At 50.1% G+C, this 19,023-nt stretch carries 14 protein-coding genes and 7 tRNA genes; 8 read left to right on the top strand and 13 right to left on the bottom strand.

The annotated features are described in order from the left end of the window. Positions 1–4 precede the first annotated feature (4 nt). From CHH28_RS13340 to CHH28_RS13325, 4 genes are all read left to right on the top strand, one after another. Positions 5–3,118 (top strand): type I restriction endonuclease subunit R, encoded by a 3,114-nt coding sequence (locus CHH28_RS13340; RefSeq protein ID WP_094060773.1) that lies wholly within the window; start codon positions 5–7, stop codon positions 3,116–3,118. Between the two features lie 328 nt (positions 3,119–3,446). Continuing rightward, the gene (locus tag CHH28_RS13335) at positions 3,447–3,827 is read left to right on the top strand and encodes a RepB family plasmid replication initiator protein (protein ID WP_157729912.1); all 381 of its coding nucleotides are present in this window, start codon (positions 3,447–3,449) and stop codon (positions 3,825–3,827) included. Positions 3,828–5,430: 1,603 nt separating this feature from the next. Next, a complete protein-coding gene (locus tag CHH28_RS13330) occupies positions 5,431–5,985 on the top strand; it encodes a hypothetical protein (RefSeq protein WP_094060771.1) in 555 nt (184 codons plus the stop codon). Between the two features lie 44 nt (positions 5,986–6,029). Beyond that, positions 6,030–6,656 carry a hypothetical protein gene (locus tag CHH28_RS13325; RefSeq protein ID WP_094060770.1) on the top strand — a complete coding sequence of 209 codons (627 nt, stop codon included), beginning with the start codon at positions 6,030–6,032 and terminating at the stop codon, positions 6,654–6,656. A gap of 258 nt (positions 6,657–6,914) precedes the next feature. On the opposite strand, the gene CHH28_RS19910 is transcribed toward CHH28_RS13325, so the two are convergent. The 4 genes from CHH28_RS19910 to CHH28_RS13305 form a co-directional block, all read right to left on the bottom strand. Next, positions 6,915–7,361: a hypothetical protein gene (locus tag CHH28_RS19910; RefSeq protein WP_157729911.1), complete on the bottom strand. Its 447-nt coding sequence runs from the start codon at positions 7,359–7,361 to the stop codon at positions 6,915–6,917. Between the two features lie 98 nt (positions 7,362–7,459). Then, positions 7,460–8,929: a site-specific integrase gene (locus CHH28_RS13315; protein WP_094060768.1), complete on the bottom strand. Its 1,470-nt coding sequence runs from the start codon at positions 8,927–8,929 to the stop codon at positions 7,460–7,462. A gap of 92 nt (positions 8,930–9,021) precedes the next feature. Continuing rightward, positions 9,022–9,109, bottom strand: a tRNA-Ser gene (locus CHH28_RS13310). A gap of 99 nt (positions 9,110–9,208) precedes the next feature. Beyond that, positions 9,209–9,775 carry a nitroreductase family protein gene (locus tag CHH28_RS13305; RefSeq protein ID WP_094060767.1) on the bottom strand — a complete coding sequence of 189 codons (567 nt, stop codon included), beginning with the start codon at positions 9,773–9,775 and terminating at the stop codon, positions 9,209–9,211. A gap of 213 nt (positions 9,776–9,988) precedes the next feature. Between CHH28_RS13305 and CHH28_RS13300 the strand changes: the two genes are divergently transcribed. After that, positions 9,989–11,377, top strand: coding sequence for an adenylate/guanylate cyclase domain-containing protein (locus CHH28_RS13300; protein ID WP_094060766.1), 1,389 nt, complete (start codon positions 9,989–9,991; stop codon positions 11,375–11,377). A 24-nt stretch (positions 11,378–11,401) separates the two neighbouring features. On the opposite strand, the gene queF is transcribed toward CHH28_RS13300, so the two are convergent. Genes queF through CHH28_RS13285 form a run of 3 tightly spaced genes read right to left on the bottom strand, consistent with a single transcriptional unit; the run spans position 11,402 to position 13,978 of the window. Continuing rightward, entirely contained in the window at positions 11,402–12,223 is an 822-nt protein-coding gene (gene queF, locus CHH28_RS13295) for an NADPH-dependent 7-cyano-7-deazaguanine reductase QueF (protein WP_094060765.1), read from the bottom strand. Between the two features lie 58 nt (positions 12,224–12,281). Further along, positions 12,282–13,058, bottom strand: coding sequence for an ABC transporter permease (locus CHH28_RS13290; protein WP_199243902.1), 777 nt, complete (start codon positions 13,056–13,058; stop codon positions 12,282–12,284). After that, a complete protein-coding gene (locus CHH28_RS13285; RefSeq protein ID WP_094060764.1) occupies positions 13,055–13,978 on the bottom strand; it encodes an ABC transporter ATP-binding protein in 924 nt (307 codons plus the stop codon). Before CHH28_RS13285 ends, CHH28_RS13290 begins: the two co-directional genes overlap by 4 nt. Before the next feature lie 6 nt (positions 13,979–13,984). Here CHH28_RS13285 and CHH28_RS13280 point away from each other — a divergent pair, with 6 nt between their 5' ends. Continuing rightward, positions 13,985–14,368, top strand: coding sequence for a PA2817 family protein (locus CHH28_RS13280; RefSeq protein ID WP_094060763.1), 384 nt, complete (start codon positions 13,985–13,987; stop codon positions 14,366–14,368). A 635-nt stretch (positions 14,369–15,003) separates the two neighbouring features. Here the strand turns inward: CHH28_RS13280 and CHH28_RS13275 are convergent. The 6 genes from CHH28_RS13275 to CHH28_RS13250 all read right to left on the bottom strand — a co-directional run bounded on the left by CHH28_RS13275 (position 15,004) and on the right by CHH28_RS13250 (position 15,933). Continuing rightward, positions 15,004–15,079, bottom strand: a tRNA-Gly gene (locus tag CHH28_RS13275). Positions 15,080–15,082: 3 nt separating this feature from the next. Then, positions 15,083–15,158, bottom strand: a tRNA-Glu gene (locus tag CHH28_RS13270). Positions 15,159–15,517: 359 nt separating this feature from the next. Further along, positions 15,518–15,593 (bottom strand) — tRNA-Gly (locus tag CHH28_RS13265). 3 nt (positions 15,594–15,596) lie between these two features. After that, a tRNA-Glu gene (locus tag CHH28_RS13260) sits at positions 15,597–15,672 on the bottom strand. Positions 15,673–15,758: 86 nt separating this feature from the next. After that, a tRNA-Gly gene (locus CHH28_RS13255) sits at positions 15,759–15,834 on the bottom strand. 23 nt (positions 15,835–15,857) lie between these two features. Continuing rightward, positions 15,858–15,933 (bottom strand) — tRNA-Glu (locus CHH28_RS13250). A gap of 156 nt (positions 15,934–16,089) precedes the next feature. On the opposite strand from CHH28_RS13250, the gene CHH28_RS13245 reads away from it, so the two are divergent. Beyond that, the gene (locus tag CHH28_RS13245) at positions 16,090–16,836 is read left to right on the top strand and encodes a hypothetical protein (protein WP_094060762.1); all 747 of its coding nucleotides are present in this window, start codon (positions 16,090–16,092) and stop codon (positions 16,834–16,836) included. Between the two features lie 94 nt (positions 16,837–16,930). Further along, entirely contained in the window at positions 16,931–18,991 is a 2,061-nt protein-coding gene (locus CHH28_RS13240) for a response regulator (protein WP_094060761.1), read from the top strand. The last annotated feature ends 32 nt before the right edge of the window (positions 18,992–19,023 follow it).

Below are 19,023 nucleotides of genomic sequence, written 5' to 3'. Positions count from 1 at the left end.
TGTCATGTCACAGCGCCCGACAAAAGAAGACAACTTTGAAGATGCCATTGAGCATTGGTTAGTTACTCATGTCGGTTATGAGTCAGTGTCTAATCAGCAATACAATGCTGAACTAGCCATTGACCCAACCACCCTACTCGCCTTTATTCAAGCAACCCAACCTGAAGTGTATCAGGCACTGAGCGCTAGCTATGGTAGCCAGGTCGATACCATGATGGTGAACCGTATTGCTTCTGAGTGTGACAAACGTGGGCTTTTGGATGTGATTCGCAATGGGGTGCGTGACCGAGGGCAGTCGGTGCGCTTAGCCTATTTTAAGCCTGCCAGCTCACTCAACCCCGAAACAGAAGCACTGTATCAGCAAAACCGTTTGACCGTGATGCGCCAGGTTTACTACGACCTGGGTAGCCGAAACTGCATTGACATGGTGCTGTTTATTAACGGCATGCCCATTGCGACGGTAGAGTTAAAAAACCAGTTCACTGGGCAGAATTGGACCCATGCGGTCAAACAATACAAAAAAGATCGTGTGCCGTCGCGCAACACGCCGCTGCTACAGTTTAAAAAGCGAGCATTGGTTCACTTTGCGGTGGATACCGATGAAGCCTATATGGCAACCAAGCTTGCTGGTGATAAAACCTTCTTCCTCCCGTTTAATACTGGCAATGATGGCGGCAAAGGCAACCCTGACCAGCACGACTACCAAACTGGGTATAAAACAGGCTATTTGTGGGAACAAGTTTGGCAGCGTGACAGCTGGTTAGACCTTGTCCACCGCTTCATTCACCTGCAAGTCGAAGAAGAGAAAGATAAAGTCACCGGCAAGATTACCAGCAAAGAGACCATGATCTTCCCTCGCTACCATCAAATGGATGCGGTGCGAAAAATGGTGGCGGTGACACTCCGCGATGGCGTTGGTGAAAACCGCTTAATTCAGCACTCAGCAGGCTCTGGCAAGACCAATACCATTAGCTGGACGGCACACCAGCTGGCAAGCTTGCACGATGAGCTGGATCGCCCCCTATTTAACTCAGTCATTGTCATTTCTGACCGCCGCAACCTCGATAAACAGCTGCAAGACAATGTCTTTGCCATTGAGCACAAGCACGGCGTGGTTGAGAAGATTGATGATGGCAAACACGCCTCAGACTTAGCAGCGGCACTGAACTCTGGCGTAAAGATCATCATTACCACCTTGCAGAAGTTCAGTTTCTTGCTGGATAAGGTCAATGACTTTTCACACAAACGCTTTGCAGTGATTGTGGACGAAGCTCACAGCTCTACCGGCAGTACACACACGGGCAACCTGAAGAAAGCACTGGGAGCAATTCCACGCAAAGAAGGTGAAACTGAAGAAGAGCACATGGCAGCTGTATTTGAAGCCGCCGCCAGCGAGGACAACAAACTTGTCGAAGAACCTGGCATTGAAGACTTGATTAACGACGATGCACGCTCGTCTGGTAAGCAACCCAACATCAGCTTCTTTGCATTTACTGCAACGCCCAAACACAAAACGCTAACCCTATTTGGCACGCCTGACGCAACAGGGTATCCACGACCGTTTCACTTGTACTCAATGCGCCAAGCCATCGAAGAAAACTTTATTCACGATGTACTCAAGTTTTACACCACTTATAAGACCTACTTTAAGCTGACAAAAGCGGTACAAGATGACCCTGAAGTCGATGAGAAGAAAGCCAAGCGCGCTATCAATGCCTACCTGAGCCTGCACCCTACCAACCTGGCACAAAAAACCGAGATTATGGTGGAGCACTTTCGTAACTTCACCCGCAAGAAGATCGGCGGCAAAGCCAAAGCCATGCTGGTGACCAAATCACGCCTACATGCTGTGCGCTACAAACAGGAGTTTGACAAGTACATCGCCGCAAACGGCTACAACGATGTTAAAGCGCTGGTGGCATTTTCTGGCTCGGTTGATGATCCCGATTTAGACACTGTCAGCTACACCGAAGCAGAGATGAACGGCTTCAGCGAAAAAGAGCTGCCAGCCAAATTTGGCACACCGGAATACCACATATTGATTGTGGCGGAAAAGTATCAAACTGGCTTTGACCAGCCTCTACTGCACACCATGTTTGTAGACAAAAAACTCGGCGATGTGAAAGCAGTGCAAACCCTGTCACGTTTAAACCGCACGACGGGAAATAAAAAAGACACCTTTGTCTTAGATTTTGAGAACACCATGGAGGATATGGTCGAAGCCTTCCAACCCTACTACGAAGTCACTACGGTGGATGAGCCTACAGACCCTAACATTCTCTATAACTTTGACTCCAAGTTACGTGCAGCTCCAGTACTGAGACAGCTGGATATCGATGAGTTTGCCAAGGTATTTTTCAAAGACCCGGCAAAGCAAAACAAGCGCGATCACGGCAAATATAACCAATGGATTGACCCCGCTGTCAGCCGCTACAAGGCTGAATACCGTGATCAAAGCATCTGTGATTATGAAGCCTACACAGACGAAGGAGAGGCGTTTAAGAGCAATCTGCGCAGCTTTGTGCGCCTCTACAGCTTCTTGAGCCAGGTAGTGGACTTTGTTGATGTAGAACTGCACAAACTGTTCGCCTACGGCAGCATGTTACTGACCAAATTGCCGTATCGCTCGAACGCAGGTTCGATCAATCTGGATGAGGAGGTTGCACTGGAGTCATATCGATTAGAAAAAACCTACGAGGGCTCCGGCACGCTGGCGGTTAATGAAGAGCACCCAGTGTATGGACCGACAGAAGTAGGCACCGGCGGTGGGCAGGAAGATCACACTTCGCCGTTATCTGAGGTAATCAAACTCATAAATGACAGATACGGTGCAGGTTTAAGTGAAGAAGATAGTCTGCTAATAGAGCAAATCGCTGGCGATATGGCATCTGACGCCCCCCTCACCGAAAAGATGCGAGCCAATACCAAAGATCAGGTGAAGCCCGTGTTTGAAATAGAAGTCATGAATGCCTTTGTAAACCGCCATGAGCGAAATGAGAAAATTGTTGGTGACTTTTTGCAAGACGAGGGTTTCCGCAATCTACTTATTACAGCTTTGTTTGATGACGTTTACAGACGGGTTACAAAAGAAACTGAAGGTGTACTAGATGGTTTTTAATCGTCGAGATTAACAAACCCATCTCAAACCGAAAAAATGCAACGCAATGGTTTGCATCACACTGACAAGCCATTGCGAACTCGATGTCTGGCAAACGTTTAGCCGCCCTAAGAGCGCATGATTGACTGAAGATCAGCTCTGCTGGTGGCAAGCACCATAAAGTCATACATGCTCAGCAAGACCTTGAATAGCCCAGAACAAAGTTACTCTAGCTAAGCTGCAAGGGACGCATAGAGCGATCTCTAAAACTGCTGCCCAATGAGTTACATCTGGTCCAACAAAGCAAGGTAGAGCTTTGAGCAGTGGTGACGACGAGGTCGTCTTCCTTATGCGTGACATTTACTCAATGTCAAAGCCAGAGCGCCAACTGATCGCGCTGCTTTGCACCAAAGTCGGCAAAAGCAAAGAATACGACCAGCTGTATGTTTCATGGGCTGAGTGGGCAGAAGTGTTTGGTAATGCGCCGGGGGACTCGCCATACGATACGCTAAGCGCTGCTGCCGACTCTCTGCTGCACCGCCCGCCAGTATCAAAGAGAAACGCCCCATCAGTGAGCACAATGCACTGGGTAACAGGTGCGCAGTTCTTTCCAGGCGACAAAGAGATCAGTGGCATGATGCACACGATACTCAACCACATCATGGGCGACATCAAGGTTGGCGAAGAGATGTTCAACTGGATCGTGAATAAGAAGCTAGATGGTAAGTAGTGCATGGACGCACTCGGCGAACATCAACGAGCGATAACACACCCATAAGTTAAAGTGGATTTCCGTCCATACACGGTAAAAACATCCCCCACCATTCTTAATGCAGACGGCAAATGAATGGTCCGAATACATCTTGTATGAAGCTGCATACATGCTGGCGGTTTTTTATCCGCATGGGGGATCACTCTGCCTAAAGTCACTATCACTGATGCCTATAAAGTCGCTCATGTTCTCTGGCTTTCTGATTAAGTAACAAGCAGTCAATAACAAGATGCTAAGTAAGCCATCCAAAACAAAGGCGAAGACTACAAGATAGCCCCCTGGCTGACTTCTTACGCTGCAGGCAATGACACCCTTGCTTTATACCCAAAACACCCCAGATGCTCATACACGCCACCACATCACTGATATCAACACTGCCAGCAAGACGACACATTGCAGTATCCATCATGTAAATAGTCGATATGGTACTTGCAACTGCCTTCGGCACTTGCACACCTGCGGTGTAATGACTGTTGTAATCTACATGAAGAACACACTTAGTATCATGCTGAGGCTATGATCATTTTTGCAATAGACATCCACTGACTTACCCCACCAGTACACATGGTAGGAGTATGTTCCTATAGCTTACATTTGTGATGCTGAATAATAATGTCCAAATGCCTATGGCATTTGTACACCTTCGGTGTACACACATTTTCTCTTTTCAACTGACTGCTATGAGGAAGTGTAATCACGGATGTCATTATTGTTCGATAATTGGGTAATGATAGGACCATCCCCAAAGGGTATGGGAATCATACATTCAATTATGATCGGAGAAGGGAAACAACCTGGGTACAGGGTGTAAAATTTTACCCCCTCTGTCAAGCAATAATTTCTAAATATTGAAAAATAAGTCCAAGTTGGCTATTTTTTTGCACAAGCCCCAAAAGAAAATCGTCACCGACAAATTGATTCACTGACAATTCCTCACAAACTAATTTATTCAATGAAGATTTAGAGACAATAAAAGCTATCAGAAATAATTACTAAAAAAGACATATGAACTACACACCCAAGAAAAACTGATGCAGTTTCAGTCAGTCACCAAAGTAGCGCCAATTTCTCATCAGAATAAAGGTACAGGAATATTAAGCAACGAGATCGTATGAGAAGAAAATCCTGCCGACTCCAACTGACTTTAATAATTCAGAGAAATAGCTGCCAAGAGCTATAAGGACCCACTTTCTATTAGCCCTACTCATTCTGCCATAGGGCTAACGACAGCTCAGATAGAGGCTAGTACCCCAACCAACGGCTGGGGAAACTATCAATCCACCCCTACTTTCAAAAGTTAATAAAATACCGCAGATTTCGGTCCACCCAGCAATCGGAAAGCCTTAGTTTGATGATTCCATCAAACATATAGGATGATCATTCCGACCCATAAAATCTTGCCTTGATATATATGGTTATAGCAGCCAAAGACCTGTTGTTGTACTCCAGGCTCTTCCCTTGAACTTGATCAGCTTCAGCTTTTCTTGATTAGAGAAGTAATGCCTAAAGAAAATCAATAGAGAAGAAACATCGAACAAACTTGAACATAGTGAAAGAACACATGAACCCAAACTATCACAACAAGACAAAAAGAAACCAACTAAAACAAGCAAACAAAGAACTAATCAAAAACTATATTGAACAAAACCAATGCAACATATTCATGACAATTACAGTCATAGAACCAAACATGGAAAAAAAGTGGAAGTACAATGACTGGCGAATATCTAACAATAGACTTATACGAGATCTTAATCTTTTATTCTGCTGGATAAATTCTCACCTTTACGGGAGACGATATAAAAAGCATAATAAGTTTCTCGAAGGAATTGGTGCTATCGAATATCAGGCAAATGGACAGCCACATATACACCTAGTGATTGCCAATGAAATCACCAAACAAGAGCTAGATGAAGCCATTGAACGTAGAGTTCAAAAGCTAAAGATATTCAGCCCCAAGGGCATAGACGTACAGGAGATTGAGCAAAGCGAATCGAGCCATACCCGGCTATCTCAATACCTTGTCAAAGACACAAACAAGTTACCTAATCATGAGACACCCCACTTACAGATGAGTGGAAACACTGTCTTTTTAGGGATCAATGGGTTTTATTGAAAAATATCAACATAAAGAAATCAACTCACAACCAGGAATAAGAAATGTCATCAAACAATATCCTACAAAATATTATGACCAAAAATATTGATCGAAACAAAAACAGAGAAACATGTTCAATCAATGCCAATTTCATGAACGGAATTGATGGCTCGGAGAAGTCCGAGCTGGATAGCGAACTAGAAGAATATGCAACAGAAGCACTTAGCTGGCTAAAACCGTCCCAAACAATGTCCATACCACGAGCCATCAACATCATTGTCTTAGGTGCAAACCAGAAGAACATATTACCCAAATCTGTAATGAGCCAAGCCACCGACTACGTGCAAAATGCACCTTTTGAGGTCAAGCTATACAACTACCAGGATACGCAAGGGCTACTGCTCATGTTGTGTAAAGAGCTTGCCCACATAGCACAACTATTAAAACTAAGTCTAAATCTCAGCAATGCAGCGAAACCCGGTCAGTGGAGCAAAGACTCATCCTTCTTCGTAGACACGACTACATGGCTCTCACATAGCCCTAACTGGTCGAAAGAAGCAGAGATGATCGGAAAGGCACTGTATGAACACATGTCGATAAAAAGACCTGACACTGCTACAGCAATAGAACTATACACAGCCCTACTCACAGGCTCTTTGGGGTCCAAATCACCCAGGTCAGCAGCTTGAAGAACTCAAAAAGGTCGACGATAAATTACCAAAAAAAGCGTTCAAAAAATGCACATAATGAATCTATACTGTCGCTTAAGGGGTGGCGCACAGGAAACTCATGGACGAGGCAAGGACGAGCCGACAGATGCGCGCAGGTTTTCTCCTCAGCCTGTCGGTTACTGTGGCAAAATGCGACAGTAGCTACGCCCCACCCTTATTCCTTTACCGACATCGAAAAGATCGCTCGATGAATATTTTCAGGCATATGGAACAGCTTTATACACCAACACTTACGTTAGAATTGTTATCTTTAACGAACTTCATCCAGCAAGCGATATCGGCTGCGACAGAGATAATACGGTCATCAACATCCAACTCCCAGAGCATATCAAGTGGATGCAATGTTGATGAAAATGCCACACCATCCCAGAAGACCAACTCCCTTTCAGTGTGGATGCGCCCTTTAAGGAATTGATCAACATGCATCAGCTCATGAAGCAAGACAGGGATAATGCTATCTCTATCATGGTGGTCATAACGTATGCGCAGCATGAAGTCTCCTGCGGGTGTACGTACAACACAACCACTTGGCTCTACTGAAGTATCACGCGCAATGTACAAGGTCACCTCATCTGGCAAAGGCGTTCCTAAAACATGAAAGCATGCATTAGCAAAACGTCGATAAATTGACTCATCATCAAAACCAAAGAAAACTATTTCCATCTATCACCCCATCCCATTTACACGCTAAACAAGCCTAGCAAGCAAAAACAACCTGATGTGGCACCACATGTGGAAATTTTACTTTTTCCTCGAAAGCTTTAGCTCGACTGAAAGCAGCCTGGTGACCAATGCCTAATCTCACTAAGATCCAGCTCATAAGAAATCGACTGTATCCATTTATTCTTCTCAGCCAACCAGGCTCCATCAGAGTAGGTCCGCCGGGTTTCCATACGCTCCCTCCCCTCGTGACCGATAATGTCGGCTGCAACACCAGGGTGACACTGATTGCCGATCAACCAGTCAGAGACCAGATGTCGAAAACTATGAAACGTTTTGCGACCACCAGCAGAGTCGACCGTCACCCCCAGACGCTGCCGCCAGCGATTAAAGCGCTTTGAATAGCTAGAATACTTGTCGTACTCATTCTTCTTTTCTTCAGGAAACAACCGTGTCTGCCCGGATTTTCGACAATGCTCGACAAACGCCAAAAACCCTAACTCGATCAGCTTTCGGTGTATTGGTACCTGACGAGGACGACCCGTTTCATTCTTCAAGTTCTTGTCATCTTGATCATTAATATCGATGTACCATATCCCCTCTTGCTGGCGGACATCCGATACATGCAACTGACACAACTCTGCCTGGGTTTGACCACCAAACAATGCAAGCAGAGGAATCCAATAGTCTGAGTTACGCTTAAACGAACCGTTAAGATACTCATGAGACATAAAGATCCGCTTCAGATCAGTTGAATCAAACTTAACCTGCGGCTTCACTCCACGACGTTTTTTAGGGGCATGTAAGAGATCTGCAAGACCATTTGGCACATTGAACTGTTGCCGCTGGGCATATCGAAGCAACTCTTTCACCGCAGTGAAGTAATGAGTCATCGTTTGATAGCCAATAAGGTTGTAGCCCATATTGACCAAGGACTCGCGACTATGTTGTTCAATCACAGCTACCAGTTCATCGACCGTTTGCAACTTGGTCTCGACCTGATTACGGGCGTACTTTGGATAACGACCCATGATCGTCGCATACCGCCGAACAAGGTTAGCGGTCAAATCACTCAGCATCAGATTACGTTTTTGGGCAAGGCTTCGTGCAATCTGGACAAACAAAGAGAGCTTTCGCTCATACCATGTATATGAAGCTGAACGAACACCAGAATCTGCCTTGTATAAAAGAAAGCTTTCTACCAACTCATCCAAGGCAATATCAACCACCGTGCTCGTAGCACCTACAGACGAAGGTAATAGCGGAGCATGACTGCCACTATCTAATTGGCTTTTCTGGCTGCTGAAGTCAGCACGATTCCTCAAGGCAATCAACTGCTGCTCAAATAGCTTTGGGCAGTCATAGCCTTTAAGGATTTCTTCAAACAAAGACAACTTCACACCGGAGCGGCAAATTGCTTCACGAAGACTTTTGGTTCCTAAAGAGCACCTGAAGATAGGTTTCAGCGAATGATTCTGACGCAATATATGTGTAGGAACACGAATCTGGAACACATAGGTTCCAACTTGATTTCGAGTCAGATAGGAAGAGTAATTAGAGTTTTTCTTCATGATGTACGCAGTTTGTACGCACCATGAAGAAAATTTGTCTCATAACCTGAAAAAAGTTTAAAAAAAGCTGCTTTCAGGTCTTGACTTTTAGGTGGCGGTGAGGGAGGGATTCGAACCCTCGATACCTTTCGGTATACACGCTTTCCAGGCGTGCTCCTTCGACCACTCGGACACCTCACCTAAAGTCAGTTCACAGCATGCATGCTGCACTGATCAGTGGCGGCGAACTATACGCAGCTGTTGGCGACTCGTCAAGCATCGCCCGGTAATTCGTTGTTTTTATTCAGGTTTCCCTGTCCATTCCGACACATAGTCTGACAATTCCAGCTCTGGCGCCTGCTTCAGGCGGCAGTTAACCTGCCCGACGTAGACGAAGCCCACCAACACGTCGTTGGGTTGCAACCCCAGTGCTTGATGAACGGCTTGGCTGCTGGCCATGGCACCGGTACGCCAAATGGCGCCCAAACCCAATGCCCAACTGGCGTTCAATAGGTTCTGCACGCCAGCACCAGTAGACAGCAATTGCTCATCACGCGGGACCTTATCGTGCTCGACAACACGCGTTACTGCCGCAATGACCAAGGGTGCTCGGGTGAGTAAGTTGCGTGACTTTTCTTGCTTCTCGGCCGACAAGGAGTGTGCATCCTCCATGCCTTGCAGGAAGATCTCGCCCAGTTGGCGGCGTTGCTCACCGCGGATCAGCAGGTAGCGGCTAGGCCGCAGCCAAGCGTGGTCTGGCGCCCGCAGGGCCGCACGTAGCAGCGTTTCGATTTGTGCAGCAGTTGGCTCTGGGCCAGTCAATTGCGGGGCAGATACACGTTGTGTCAGAACATCCAGGGCATTCATGTAGAGGATTCCAGCCAGTCAATGATTGCGCTATTTTAAAGGCAGCCCACCCACAACTAAACCGCGGCTTTGGCCCACAATGGCCCTTGCACCGCAAACAGCAACAGCCAGCGCTTGCCGCCGCCCAATATTCCCGGTATACAGAGTGGTTTTCGCCGGTATATGTGGATCACGCAAGCCGTATAATGATGACGACAACCGTGGAATGCGTTCATGACCAGTCCAGCTGACGAAGCTCAGTTCAGCGAATCGACTCTACCCCGACAGGATTACATGGCCCGCGTGCTTGGCTACGGGGTTGCTGCAGCCACGACATTGGCTGGCTTTATGGAAGGCTTTTTTGGCGCCAGTGCTCTGGTCGTCATGTTGATTTGCCTGCTCTACCCACACTTGGTGTACATGCTCAGCCGGCCATTTAAGCGCCGCCGTGGCTACACCACCCGCCAGCTGTTGATTCATGGCGATGCCTTATTGTGCGGGCTGTTTTTATCTTACATGCAACTGCCGATGCCGCTGGTGATGCTGTTTCTCATCATGATTAACACCAGCTTCATTATTGTCGGCAGCTTTACCGCCTGGGCGTTTTGCATCATCTCGCTGGTCTCGGGGGCGGCCATTGGCTACTTGCTGTTTGGCTACACCAAACCACCAGCAGTGCCGGACCTAGTATTTATGACCGCCGCCATTGGCGTGGGCATTCATTTGGCGATTTCCGGCTTTAACAGCAACCGCCAAGCGCGTGATTTGATCCATCTGAAGCGTAAGTTTCAGGGCCAGGTTTCCCGCTTTCAGGCGTTGTCCCACCAGGTCTCCAAGTACGTTGCACCGCAGATCTGGGAGTCCATTTTCTCCGGCAAGCGCCAAGTGAAACTGGAAACTCAACGCAAGAAACTGGTGGTGTTTTTCTCCGACATCGTTGGCTTTACCAGCCTGTCCGAGCAGATGGAGGCCGAAGCCTTTACCGAGCTGTTGAACACCTACCTGACGGACATGTCGCGCATCGCGCTGAAATACGGTGGCACCATCGATAAGTTTATTGGCGATGGCATTATGATTTTCTTTGGTGACCCCAGAACCAAGGGCACCAAGCGCGATGCTCTGGCCTGCGTGGCCATGGCCATTGAAATGCGCCGTCACATGCTAAAGCTGCGCAAACAGTGGGCTGAGCACGGCATGACGGCACCACTGCAAATCCGCATGGGCATCAACACCGGCTACGTCACCGTGGGCAACTTCGGCACCGAAAGCCGCATGGATTACACCATCATCGGCAAGGAAGTGAACCTCGCAGCCCGCCTAGAAAGCGAAGCCGAGGCTGGGGAAATTCTGATTTCTCACGAGACCTTTGCACTAATCAAAGACAAGATCATTTGTCGCACTCGCGGCACTGCGCAAGTGAAAGGTTTTCGCGACCCGGTGCCGCTGTATCAGGTGGTGGATTACCGTCGTGACCTCGGCGCCAACCCCAGCTTTATCAACCACGATACCGAAGGCTTTTCGCTGTATTTGGAATCGGACAAGGTCAAAGATCACGAGCGAGAAAAAGTGGCCGCGGCATTGGAGCGCGCTGCGCGCAAACTGAGAAAACAAGTGGACGCGTAAGCGTCCACTGCCTTGAGCTTCGCCCTACTGGCGCGCCAAGCGGAAGTTCACTGCCACGGCAGCGCTGTCGGTACTGCGCATCGGATTGATGTCCAAGCCACCACGGCGCACATAGCGCGCATACACAGTTAACGCCTCTGGCTGACAGGCGGTCATCAAGTCCATAAAGGTGCGCTCGACGCACTGCTCATGAAAATCCTGATGCTGGCGTAACGAAATCACGTATTTCAGCAGCGCTGCTTCATCGATACGCTGGCCACGGTAATGAATGTACAAACTGCCCCAGTCCGGCTGACCTGTTACGGGGCAATTCGACTTTAATAAGTGACTGCACAGCCAACCATCGAACTCTCCATCGGCGCAGCGCAGCAGGCTTGGATCAGGCTGATAGCTATCAATGTCGACATCCAGCTCGTCGATGCATACAGCTTGTGGCGGCGCACTAAAAGCATGTTCAACGTCGAGCAAAGTCGCTTGCACGGCCGCACCAGCAGCACCGCTTAGGTCACGCTCCAAGTGTTGCACCACCTCGGCCGCACTGGCAAAGCGCGTTTGATTAAACGAGTTTAAGTACAGCTTGAACGACTTGGACTCGATCAAAAACGGGCTGGCAGCCGGAATACGAAACTCCGCCATCGCCACCATGGGCTTGCCGCGCTCATTCAACCATGACAGTTCGTAGGCATTCCAAATATCTTCACCAAAAAAACTGGCGCTGCTGCGATCCAGCCCTTGCGCGCGCCAGCTCTCCTGGCGATCAATGGGAAACAACAAACCGGCGTCGTACTGATCTTTATACTCGGACGCCTGCCCTAATGGATTGCTCTCACTGTGAACAGAACCCATATTTACCTCCAACTAGATTCTCACTGGCGCACGCTGCTAACAGCGCACGCCGCACTCTTTATTGCCGCATGCCCACGCCGCGGCGTATCAGCCACACGCTAAACACCGTCAGCAACACCACAAACGCCGCCAGCATCACATAGGCGTGCAGCAAGCTGATGTCCGATACACCCAGCACGCCGTAGCGAAAGGCATTGACCAAATACAAAATGGGGTTCAAAGCCGATACGCCCTGCCAAAACTCTGGCAACAAAGCGATGGAATAAAATACCCCGCCGAGATACGTCAGCGGTGTAATCACAAAGGTAGGAACTATCGAAATGTCATCGAACTTGCTGGCAAATATCGCGTTGATAAAGCCACCCAGCGCAAACACCACCGCCGACAGCAAAATCACCGACACCACCACCCACACATTGTGCACCACCAAATCGGTGAACCAGAGCGACAGCAAGGTCACTATGATACCCACCAGCACGCCACGCACGACGCCGCCGGCTACAAAGCCAAATAAGATGGTCAGCGGGTGAACCGGTGCCACCATCATTTCTTCGACACTGCGCTGAAATTTATTGCTAAAAAAGGAGGACGCCACATTGCCATAGGCATTGGTGATCACGCTCATCATGATCAGCCCCGGCACAATAAACGCCATGTAATCCACGCCGCCCATGTCGCCGATGCGCGAACCAATCAGATTGCCAAAAATGACGAAATACAGCGTCATGGTAATGGCGGGCGGCAATAGGGTTTGCTGCCAAATGCGCATAAAGCGTCGTATTTCTTTTACCACAATGGTCGTGAATGCGATGCGCTGCACCTGCCATTGATTCATGCCGTTTTCTCCTGCACCAGATGCACGAATAGCTCTTCCAATCGATTGGATTTGGTTCGCATGCTGCGCACCAACACACCATGCTCAGTCAATGCTTGAAACAGCGCGTTAAGGTCCTGCCCTTTCTCGACCGTGACCTCCAAGCCATCTGGCGCCGGCTGTTGCACGTCGTAGCCTGGCAGCTCTGGAGGCTGAGCCAGCGGCGATGCCAAATCCAGCACAAAGGTTTCGGTATGCAAGGTGGAGAGCAGCTCGCGGGTGCTGGTGCTTTGCACGATTTGGCCATGATTGATAATGGCAATATTGCGGCACAGCTGCTCTGCTTCTTCTAAATAGTGAGTGGTCAGCACAATGGTGACGCCCTCGCCATTGAGCTGCTGCATAAAACGCCACATGGAACGGCGCAGTTCAATATCGACGCCTGCCGTTGGTTCATCCAGAATTAACACGTCCGGGCGGTGCACCAGAGCACGGGCAATCATTAAACGTCGTTTCATCCCACCCGACAGCATGCGCGCAGGCTGGTCGCGCTTATCCCATAAATCCAACGCTTGCAGCAGCTCTTTGGTGCGCGATGTCGCCTCGCGGCTGCGCAAGCCAAAATAACCCGCCTGGGTGATCACAATGTCTTCCACTTTTTCGAACTGATTGAAGTTGAACTCTTGCGGCACCACCCCCAATCGGCGTCGCGCTTCAAACAGATCGTTGTTGACATCAAAGCCCATAATCTCGGCCGAGCCCGATGTTTTTTGCACCAAACCCGATACAATACCCAAGGTGGTGGACTTGCCTGCGCCATTTGGGCCCAGTAGAGCAAAAAAATCGCCTTGCTCAACACGCAAATCAATGGCCTTGAGCGCCTCAAAACCATTGGCATACACCTTTCGTAACGCACTTACCTGCAACGCCGGAGTCATGATTACCCTATGTCCTATGTTTTAACGTCACGCACCCAATATCACGTGGAACTGCTTCAACAGCTGCAACAGCGCTTGCAAAAAGCCAGCGAAGTGGTGCCGGCAGCCACATTGGAGGCGCTGGAAGAAATCATTGTCGCCCTGCAACACCAACAGCCACATGCGCATGAACTCGGCCAAGACTGGCTCAGCACCTTGGCGACCCATCAGCCGCAACTGGTACCAGCGATCGAACGCGACCTGTTTTGGTTTTTCGGCGGCAGCTGCCTGCACACATTAACGGATGAAGAAATCGAAAGCTTCCAACAACTGGACGAGCAAGCCGATGAGGCCGAACAGGCAGGCCAACCTTTTGACCGCACCGCTGTGCGCAAAGCACTGCTATCACGCTGACAGGGCCAGCAAAGAAAAACCGGCGGCGAGCATACCAAAGCCAGCCTGGATTGCCAGCCAACGGCGGACATAAGACTGTTGCAAACGCCGGAGCACTGCCGCTCCGGCGATAATGCCGCTAACTGAGCGCCATTTCTGCCCAAACAACTGGGGCACCAAACTCTTACCATCAAAGCCATCACTCGTTCCGGAAGCGACCTCTCTTTCATGCACATAGCAAGGCGAACAAGTTGAGTTCGATACAATAAACGACTTATCTGTGAGTCGGCCTATAGAGCTTGGATCAAAGGCGAAATCAGCGGGATAACGCTCGCATTTACATCAGCAGGAACGGTGTTGGGCTACTACTGCACCAGACTGACGTTTCCTCGACCGGCGCACCACCGGGCTGGCGTTTCACCGGGCTGGCGCTCCATCTCGCGGCGGCGCCAAACCCTAATGGATAGACCCAAACTCAAAAACGAAAAAAGCCGACTCATTTCTGAATCGGCTTTTTAAATCTGGAGCGGGACAAAAATGCCAGGAGCATTTTTGCGAGAGCGCAGCGAGTCACAAGGGTCGGTATCAGGATGATATCGACAAACTCCGCAGCCAATAAAAAAGCCCAGTCAATTTCTTGACTGGGCTTTCAAATCTGGAGCGGGAAACGAGATTCGAACTCGCGACCCCAACCTTGGCAAGGTTGTGCTCTACCAACTGAGCTATTCCCGCTAATGGCATCCCCAAGGGGATTCGAACCCCTGTTACCGCCGTGAAAGGGCGGTGTCCTAGGCCTCTAGACGATGGGGACGCATCGCTTAGATGCAGCGCATGATACACCCATCTATTTGATTTGCAACACTTTTTCCAAAAAAATCTTTAGCAGCATGCAAACCGCTGGCGCCAGCCACCTCGCCAGAGAGATAACGAGCGGCCCTCTCCATCAGTCAGCGGAGTACCGTCCAATAATCCATAAAACGAAAAGCCGATTCAGAAATGAACCGGCTTTTAGAATCCGAAGCGGATAACGAGATCGACCGAGTGGCGAACCATAGGGCTAGCGAACCACCGGGCTGGCGCTCCAGCTCGCGGCGTCGCTGATACCCAAGCACAAATTCAAAACCCAGAAACGAAAAAAGCCGACTCATTTCTGAATCGGCTTTTAGGATCTGGAGCGGGAAACGAGATTCGAACTCGCGACCCCAACCTTGGCAAGGTTGTGCTCTACCAACTGAGCTATTCCCGCTAATGGCATCCCCAAGGGGATTCGAACCCCTGTTACCGCCGTGAAAGGGCGGTGTCCTAGGCCTCTAGACGATGGGGACACACCGTATTGCAGCGCCTAGTGCTGCTTTCCTGATTGACGACGCTGAGCTTGTGCTACTCCAACTCAAATTTGAATCATTTGAATTGGAGCGGGAAACGAGATTCGAACTCGCGACCCCAACCTTGGCAAGGTTGTGCTCTACCAACTGAGCTATTCCCGCACTTAATGCATCTTAAAATAAGATGGCATCCCCAAGGGGATTCGAACCCCTGTTACCGCCGTGAAAGGGCGGTGTCCTAGGCCTCTAGACGATGGGGACGTCTCAATCAAGGAGCGCGCATTCTAGGGGCGGCACCGCCCCTCGTCAACCCCTTGTTATAACTTTTTTAACACTGAACACAAGAAATATGCGACAACGTTTATAACCAGGGCGACTAAACTAGGTAACGTATCTCAAGTCAGGTTATCTAACGCTATGTCCACACTCGGACTGGTCATTTTGGTTTCTTTCGTTGCCTTGGCAGGCGTCGGCGCCCTCGCCTATTTGCGCCTACGCGAACAACAACAATTAGAACGTGCACGCCACGCCATCGCTTTGACCGATGACATCATCAAGTTCGCCGAAACCTTGTCGACTTTGGGGGCTTATGTCAGTCAGCCCAGCAAACATTTGCTGGCCCAGCATATTTTGCAGCTACAACAGCAACTGCAACAACTGGGCATCAAGAGCAGCCAACCGGTCAAACGAGCCAGCTCACTGGCGCATCAGTCATTAGAAGAGCCACCCAGCAATAAAAAGCCCCCACTGCCGACCGACAGCAAACCCGCTCAACGCTTCAGCGAGCAAACTCGCCACCTGTCGGCCTTGGTGCGCGTCAGTTACCAAAAAGGCAAGTTGGATAAAAACAGCGCCGCGGCCATTGCCCGCGAAGCCAGGTCCCTAAATTTGCGTGTCTGCTACGGCGTATTTGATAGCAAAGCACGAGCAGCATTGGCCATGAACACCCCCTCCAGAGCGACACGCTTTGTCGACAAAGCCAAAAATTTGCTCAAAAACAATCGCGACGATCTGCCCGTGTTAACCCAAGCATTGGAGCGCTTACAGCACGATGTCAAAACCGCACAAGCTAAGCTGGCACCGCCTACCGCCCCCTCACGACTGGAAACTGGTGCTCAGGAGCTGGCGGACAGCGACGAAGCGTGGAAGAAAAAGCATTTTTGAACACCGGCCAGCACATCGACAGCATGACGGCGGCTGGATAGGATAAGCCAACGCTCAATATTGGCGAGATAGAGCAAACGGATGCAACGACTGTATGTTCCGTAGTATTCATCACAAGTTGGCCCAACGCATGGCATTGCATGTCAGCGTACTGTTGTTAATCATCGCCTTGGTGCTGAGTGCGTTCAGCCTGTTTCAATCCGCCCAACAGTTGCGCCAGCAATTATTCCAAACACCACATCAACTGCTGCAGACCAGCCTGCCCACCTTCGACCTAGCGACCTTTAATTACAACGATCGACTCAACCAACAGCTGACCGATGGCCTGATTCAGCACCCTGCCGTACTGTCGGTATCGGTATTGGATAACACCGGCCGCGAAGTGGCGCACTCCAGTCGCACCCAAGCATGCCAGATCAATACGGTTGAATACGCCATTTTTGATGTTGAAGACATCCATCTGGCAGCGCTCAACCATCGGGGCAACGACATCGGTCAGGTCATTCTCCGGGCCGACCCGTGCCTGTTTGTGCAAGAGTTTCGGCGCACTGCCATACATGCAGCTCTGTATACGTTGCTATTGTGCGTCATCGTCAGCGGCTTTATTTACATCAGCCATGATCGGCTGCTCACCCGCCCACTGCAGCGCCTGGCGCAGCGCGCCGAGGGCATCAATGGCCACACCATTGACTCGCAAGCATTGGCGCAGTTTCACAGCGACAGACCCGATGAGCTGGGCCAGCTCAGCCGTTCTTTCTATCGGTTGCTAGAGGCATTAACACAGCACATTCACAAACAGCAGCAAGCCGAAGCTCAGGTAGCTGACTACTCCGCCAAGCTCGAACAGCTGGTGCAGCGTCGTAGCCACGCACTGAGCGAAGTCAGCCGCCAACTGGATCCGCCCACCCAGACTGCCAACGACGCCATTACTCAGGCACGCAAACTATTACTGGACACCGCCCTTACCCAGCTCGGCACATCGGCATCGGATGTTGACCTGGTATCGTTACAGTTGCATCTGCAGCAAGCCAGGGAGCTTGACCACATTCCACAACTCAGCCGCGCCATGGATCATGAAGAGCGCTTGAGCCTTTGGCTGCAGCGGGTGCTCAGCCAGGAGGGTTTGTACCCCAGCGTCGTGACTCATATCGAAGCCGATGAAGACCCGGTGTTGCTGGCAGAAGAGCTGACCATTTGGCTGTTGGTAAAATTGACGGCTTGCATACGCGCCGTGAGCAGCGCGCCGATACAGCTGACGGTGCGCATCCGGCCCCAGGGCGACGACCAGCAACTGTGTTTCAAGCTGTGCAGCCAAGCGCAAGCCGTGCCAGCAGAGCTGATCGATAGCGAGCTGATATCCACCCCCCACGGCCTGATTCCAGGACTAAAAGTACATCGCCAACTACTGGCAACGCATCAGAGGCAGTTGTCCATCAGTTACGAGCCGGAGTTAGAGCTGGCATGGCAGCTGCCATGCCAGCATCAGAAGGCGCTGCTAAACGCGGTTCGCCGCCACCACCCACAAGCGTTACAGCTGATAATCAACAGCGCGCTGCAGCGCTCCAAACTGCAGAGCAGCCTAGATGCTTGGCAACTGCCCTACCAATTCGGCGATCACCCAGATGTAGGCAGCATCACCCTTACCGATGACGCCACCCTGGCAGGGCAACGCAACGTGCTGCTGCTGGGACACCCAGACACCGGTCTGCCTGCCAACTGGGTTTCCGCTCAGCTGCTGCTGGCGCTTAGCAATCTCTGCCAAGGCAGCCAGGAGCAGATCGGCAGGCGCGCTCTAGTAGCCGAAGACAACACCATCAGCCGCATGCTGTGTCAGCGTTTTTTGAAAAACCTGGGCATTCAGACCGAGCTGGTCGACAACGGCTTACAAGCGTTGGAAAAAGCCAGGCAACAACACTTTGACGTCATCTTAATGGACTGCCAGATGCCGATCATGGATGGCTTTGAGGCGACTCGCCAGATACGCCGTGACTCACTCAACCAAGCCACCCCAATCATGGCACTGACTGGATTGAGCGGTGAAGATGAACGACAAGCCTGCTTGGGCGCGGGCATGAACGACTTTATTGGCAAGCCGTTTACGCAAACGCAAATCCAATCCACCTTGCTGCAGTGGTTAGACTCGCCCGCTGCTTAGCAGCACCACAACACGATCAAAGCAGCACCGGG

The sequence above is a fragment of the Bacterioplanes sanyensis genome (assembly GCF_002237535.1).
Taxonomy (GTDB): domain Bacteria; phylum Pseudomonadota; class Gammaproteobacteria; order Pseudomonadales; family Oceanobacteraceae; genus Bacterioplanes; species Bacterioplanes sanyensis_A.
The sequence above is the reverse complement of the archived record's forward strand: the minus strand, read 5'-3'. Positions and strand labels throughout refer to the sequence as shown.

Coding starts and splice junctions, on each gene's coding strand:
- CHH28_RS13245 (WP_094060762.1), top strand. CDS start 16,090: ATGTCCACACTCGGACTGGTCATTTTGGTTTCTTTCGTTGCCTTGGCA.
- queF (WP_094060765.1), bottom strand. CDS start 12,223: ATGGGTTCTGTTCACAGTGAGAGCAATCCATTAGGGCAGGCGTCCGAG.
- CHH28_RS13280 (WP_094060763.1), top strand. CDS start 13,985: ATGTCCTATGTTTTAACGTCACGCACCCAATATCACGTGGAACTGCTT.
- CHH28_RS13340 (WP_094060773.1), top strand. CDS start 5: ATGTCACAGCGCCCGACAAAAGAAGACAACTTTGAAGATGCCATTGAG.
- CHH28_RS13240 (WP_094060761.1), top strand. CDS start 16,931: ATGTTCCGTAGTATTCATCACAAGTTGGCCCAACGCATGGCATTGCAT.
- CHH28_RS13305 (WP_094060767.1), bottom strand. CDS start 9,775: ATGAATGCCCTGGATGTTCTGACACAACGTGTATCTGCCCCGCAATTG.
- CHH28_RS19910 (WP_157729911.1), bottom strand. CDS start 7,361: ATGGAAATAGTTTTCTTTGGTTTTGATGATGAGTCAATTTATCGACGT.
- CHH28_RS13325 (WP_094060770.1), top strand. CDS start 6,030: ATGTCATCAAACAATATCCTACAAAATATTATGACCAAAAATATTGAT.
- CHH28_RS13315 (WP_094060768.1), bottom strand. CDS start 8,929: ATGAAGAAAAACTCTAATTACTCTTCCTATCTGACTCGAAATCAAGTT.
- CHH28_RS13300 (WP_094060766.1), top strand. CDS start 9,989: ATGACCAGTCCAGCTGACGAAGCTCAGTTCAGCGAATCGACTCTACCC.
- CHH28_RS13335 (WP_157729912.1), top strand. CDS start 3,447: ATGCGTGACATTTACTCAATGTCAAAGCCAGAGCGCCAACTGATCGCG.
- CHH28_RS13290 (WP_199243902.1), bottom strand. CDS start 13,058: ATGAATCAATGGCAGGTGCAGCGCATCGCATTCACGACCATTGTGGTA.
- CHH28_RS13330 (WP_094060771.1), top strand. CDS start 5,431: ATGAACCCAAACTATCACAACAAGACAAAAAGAAACCAACTAAAACAA.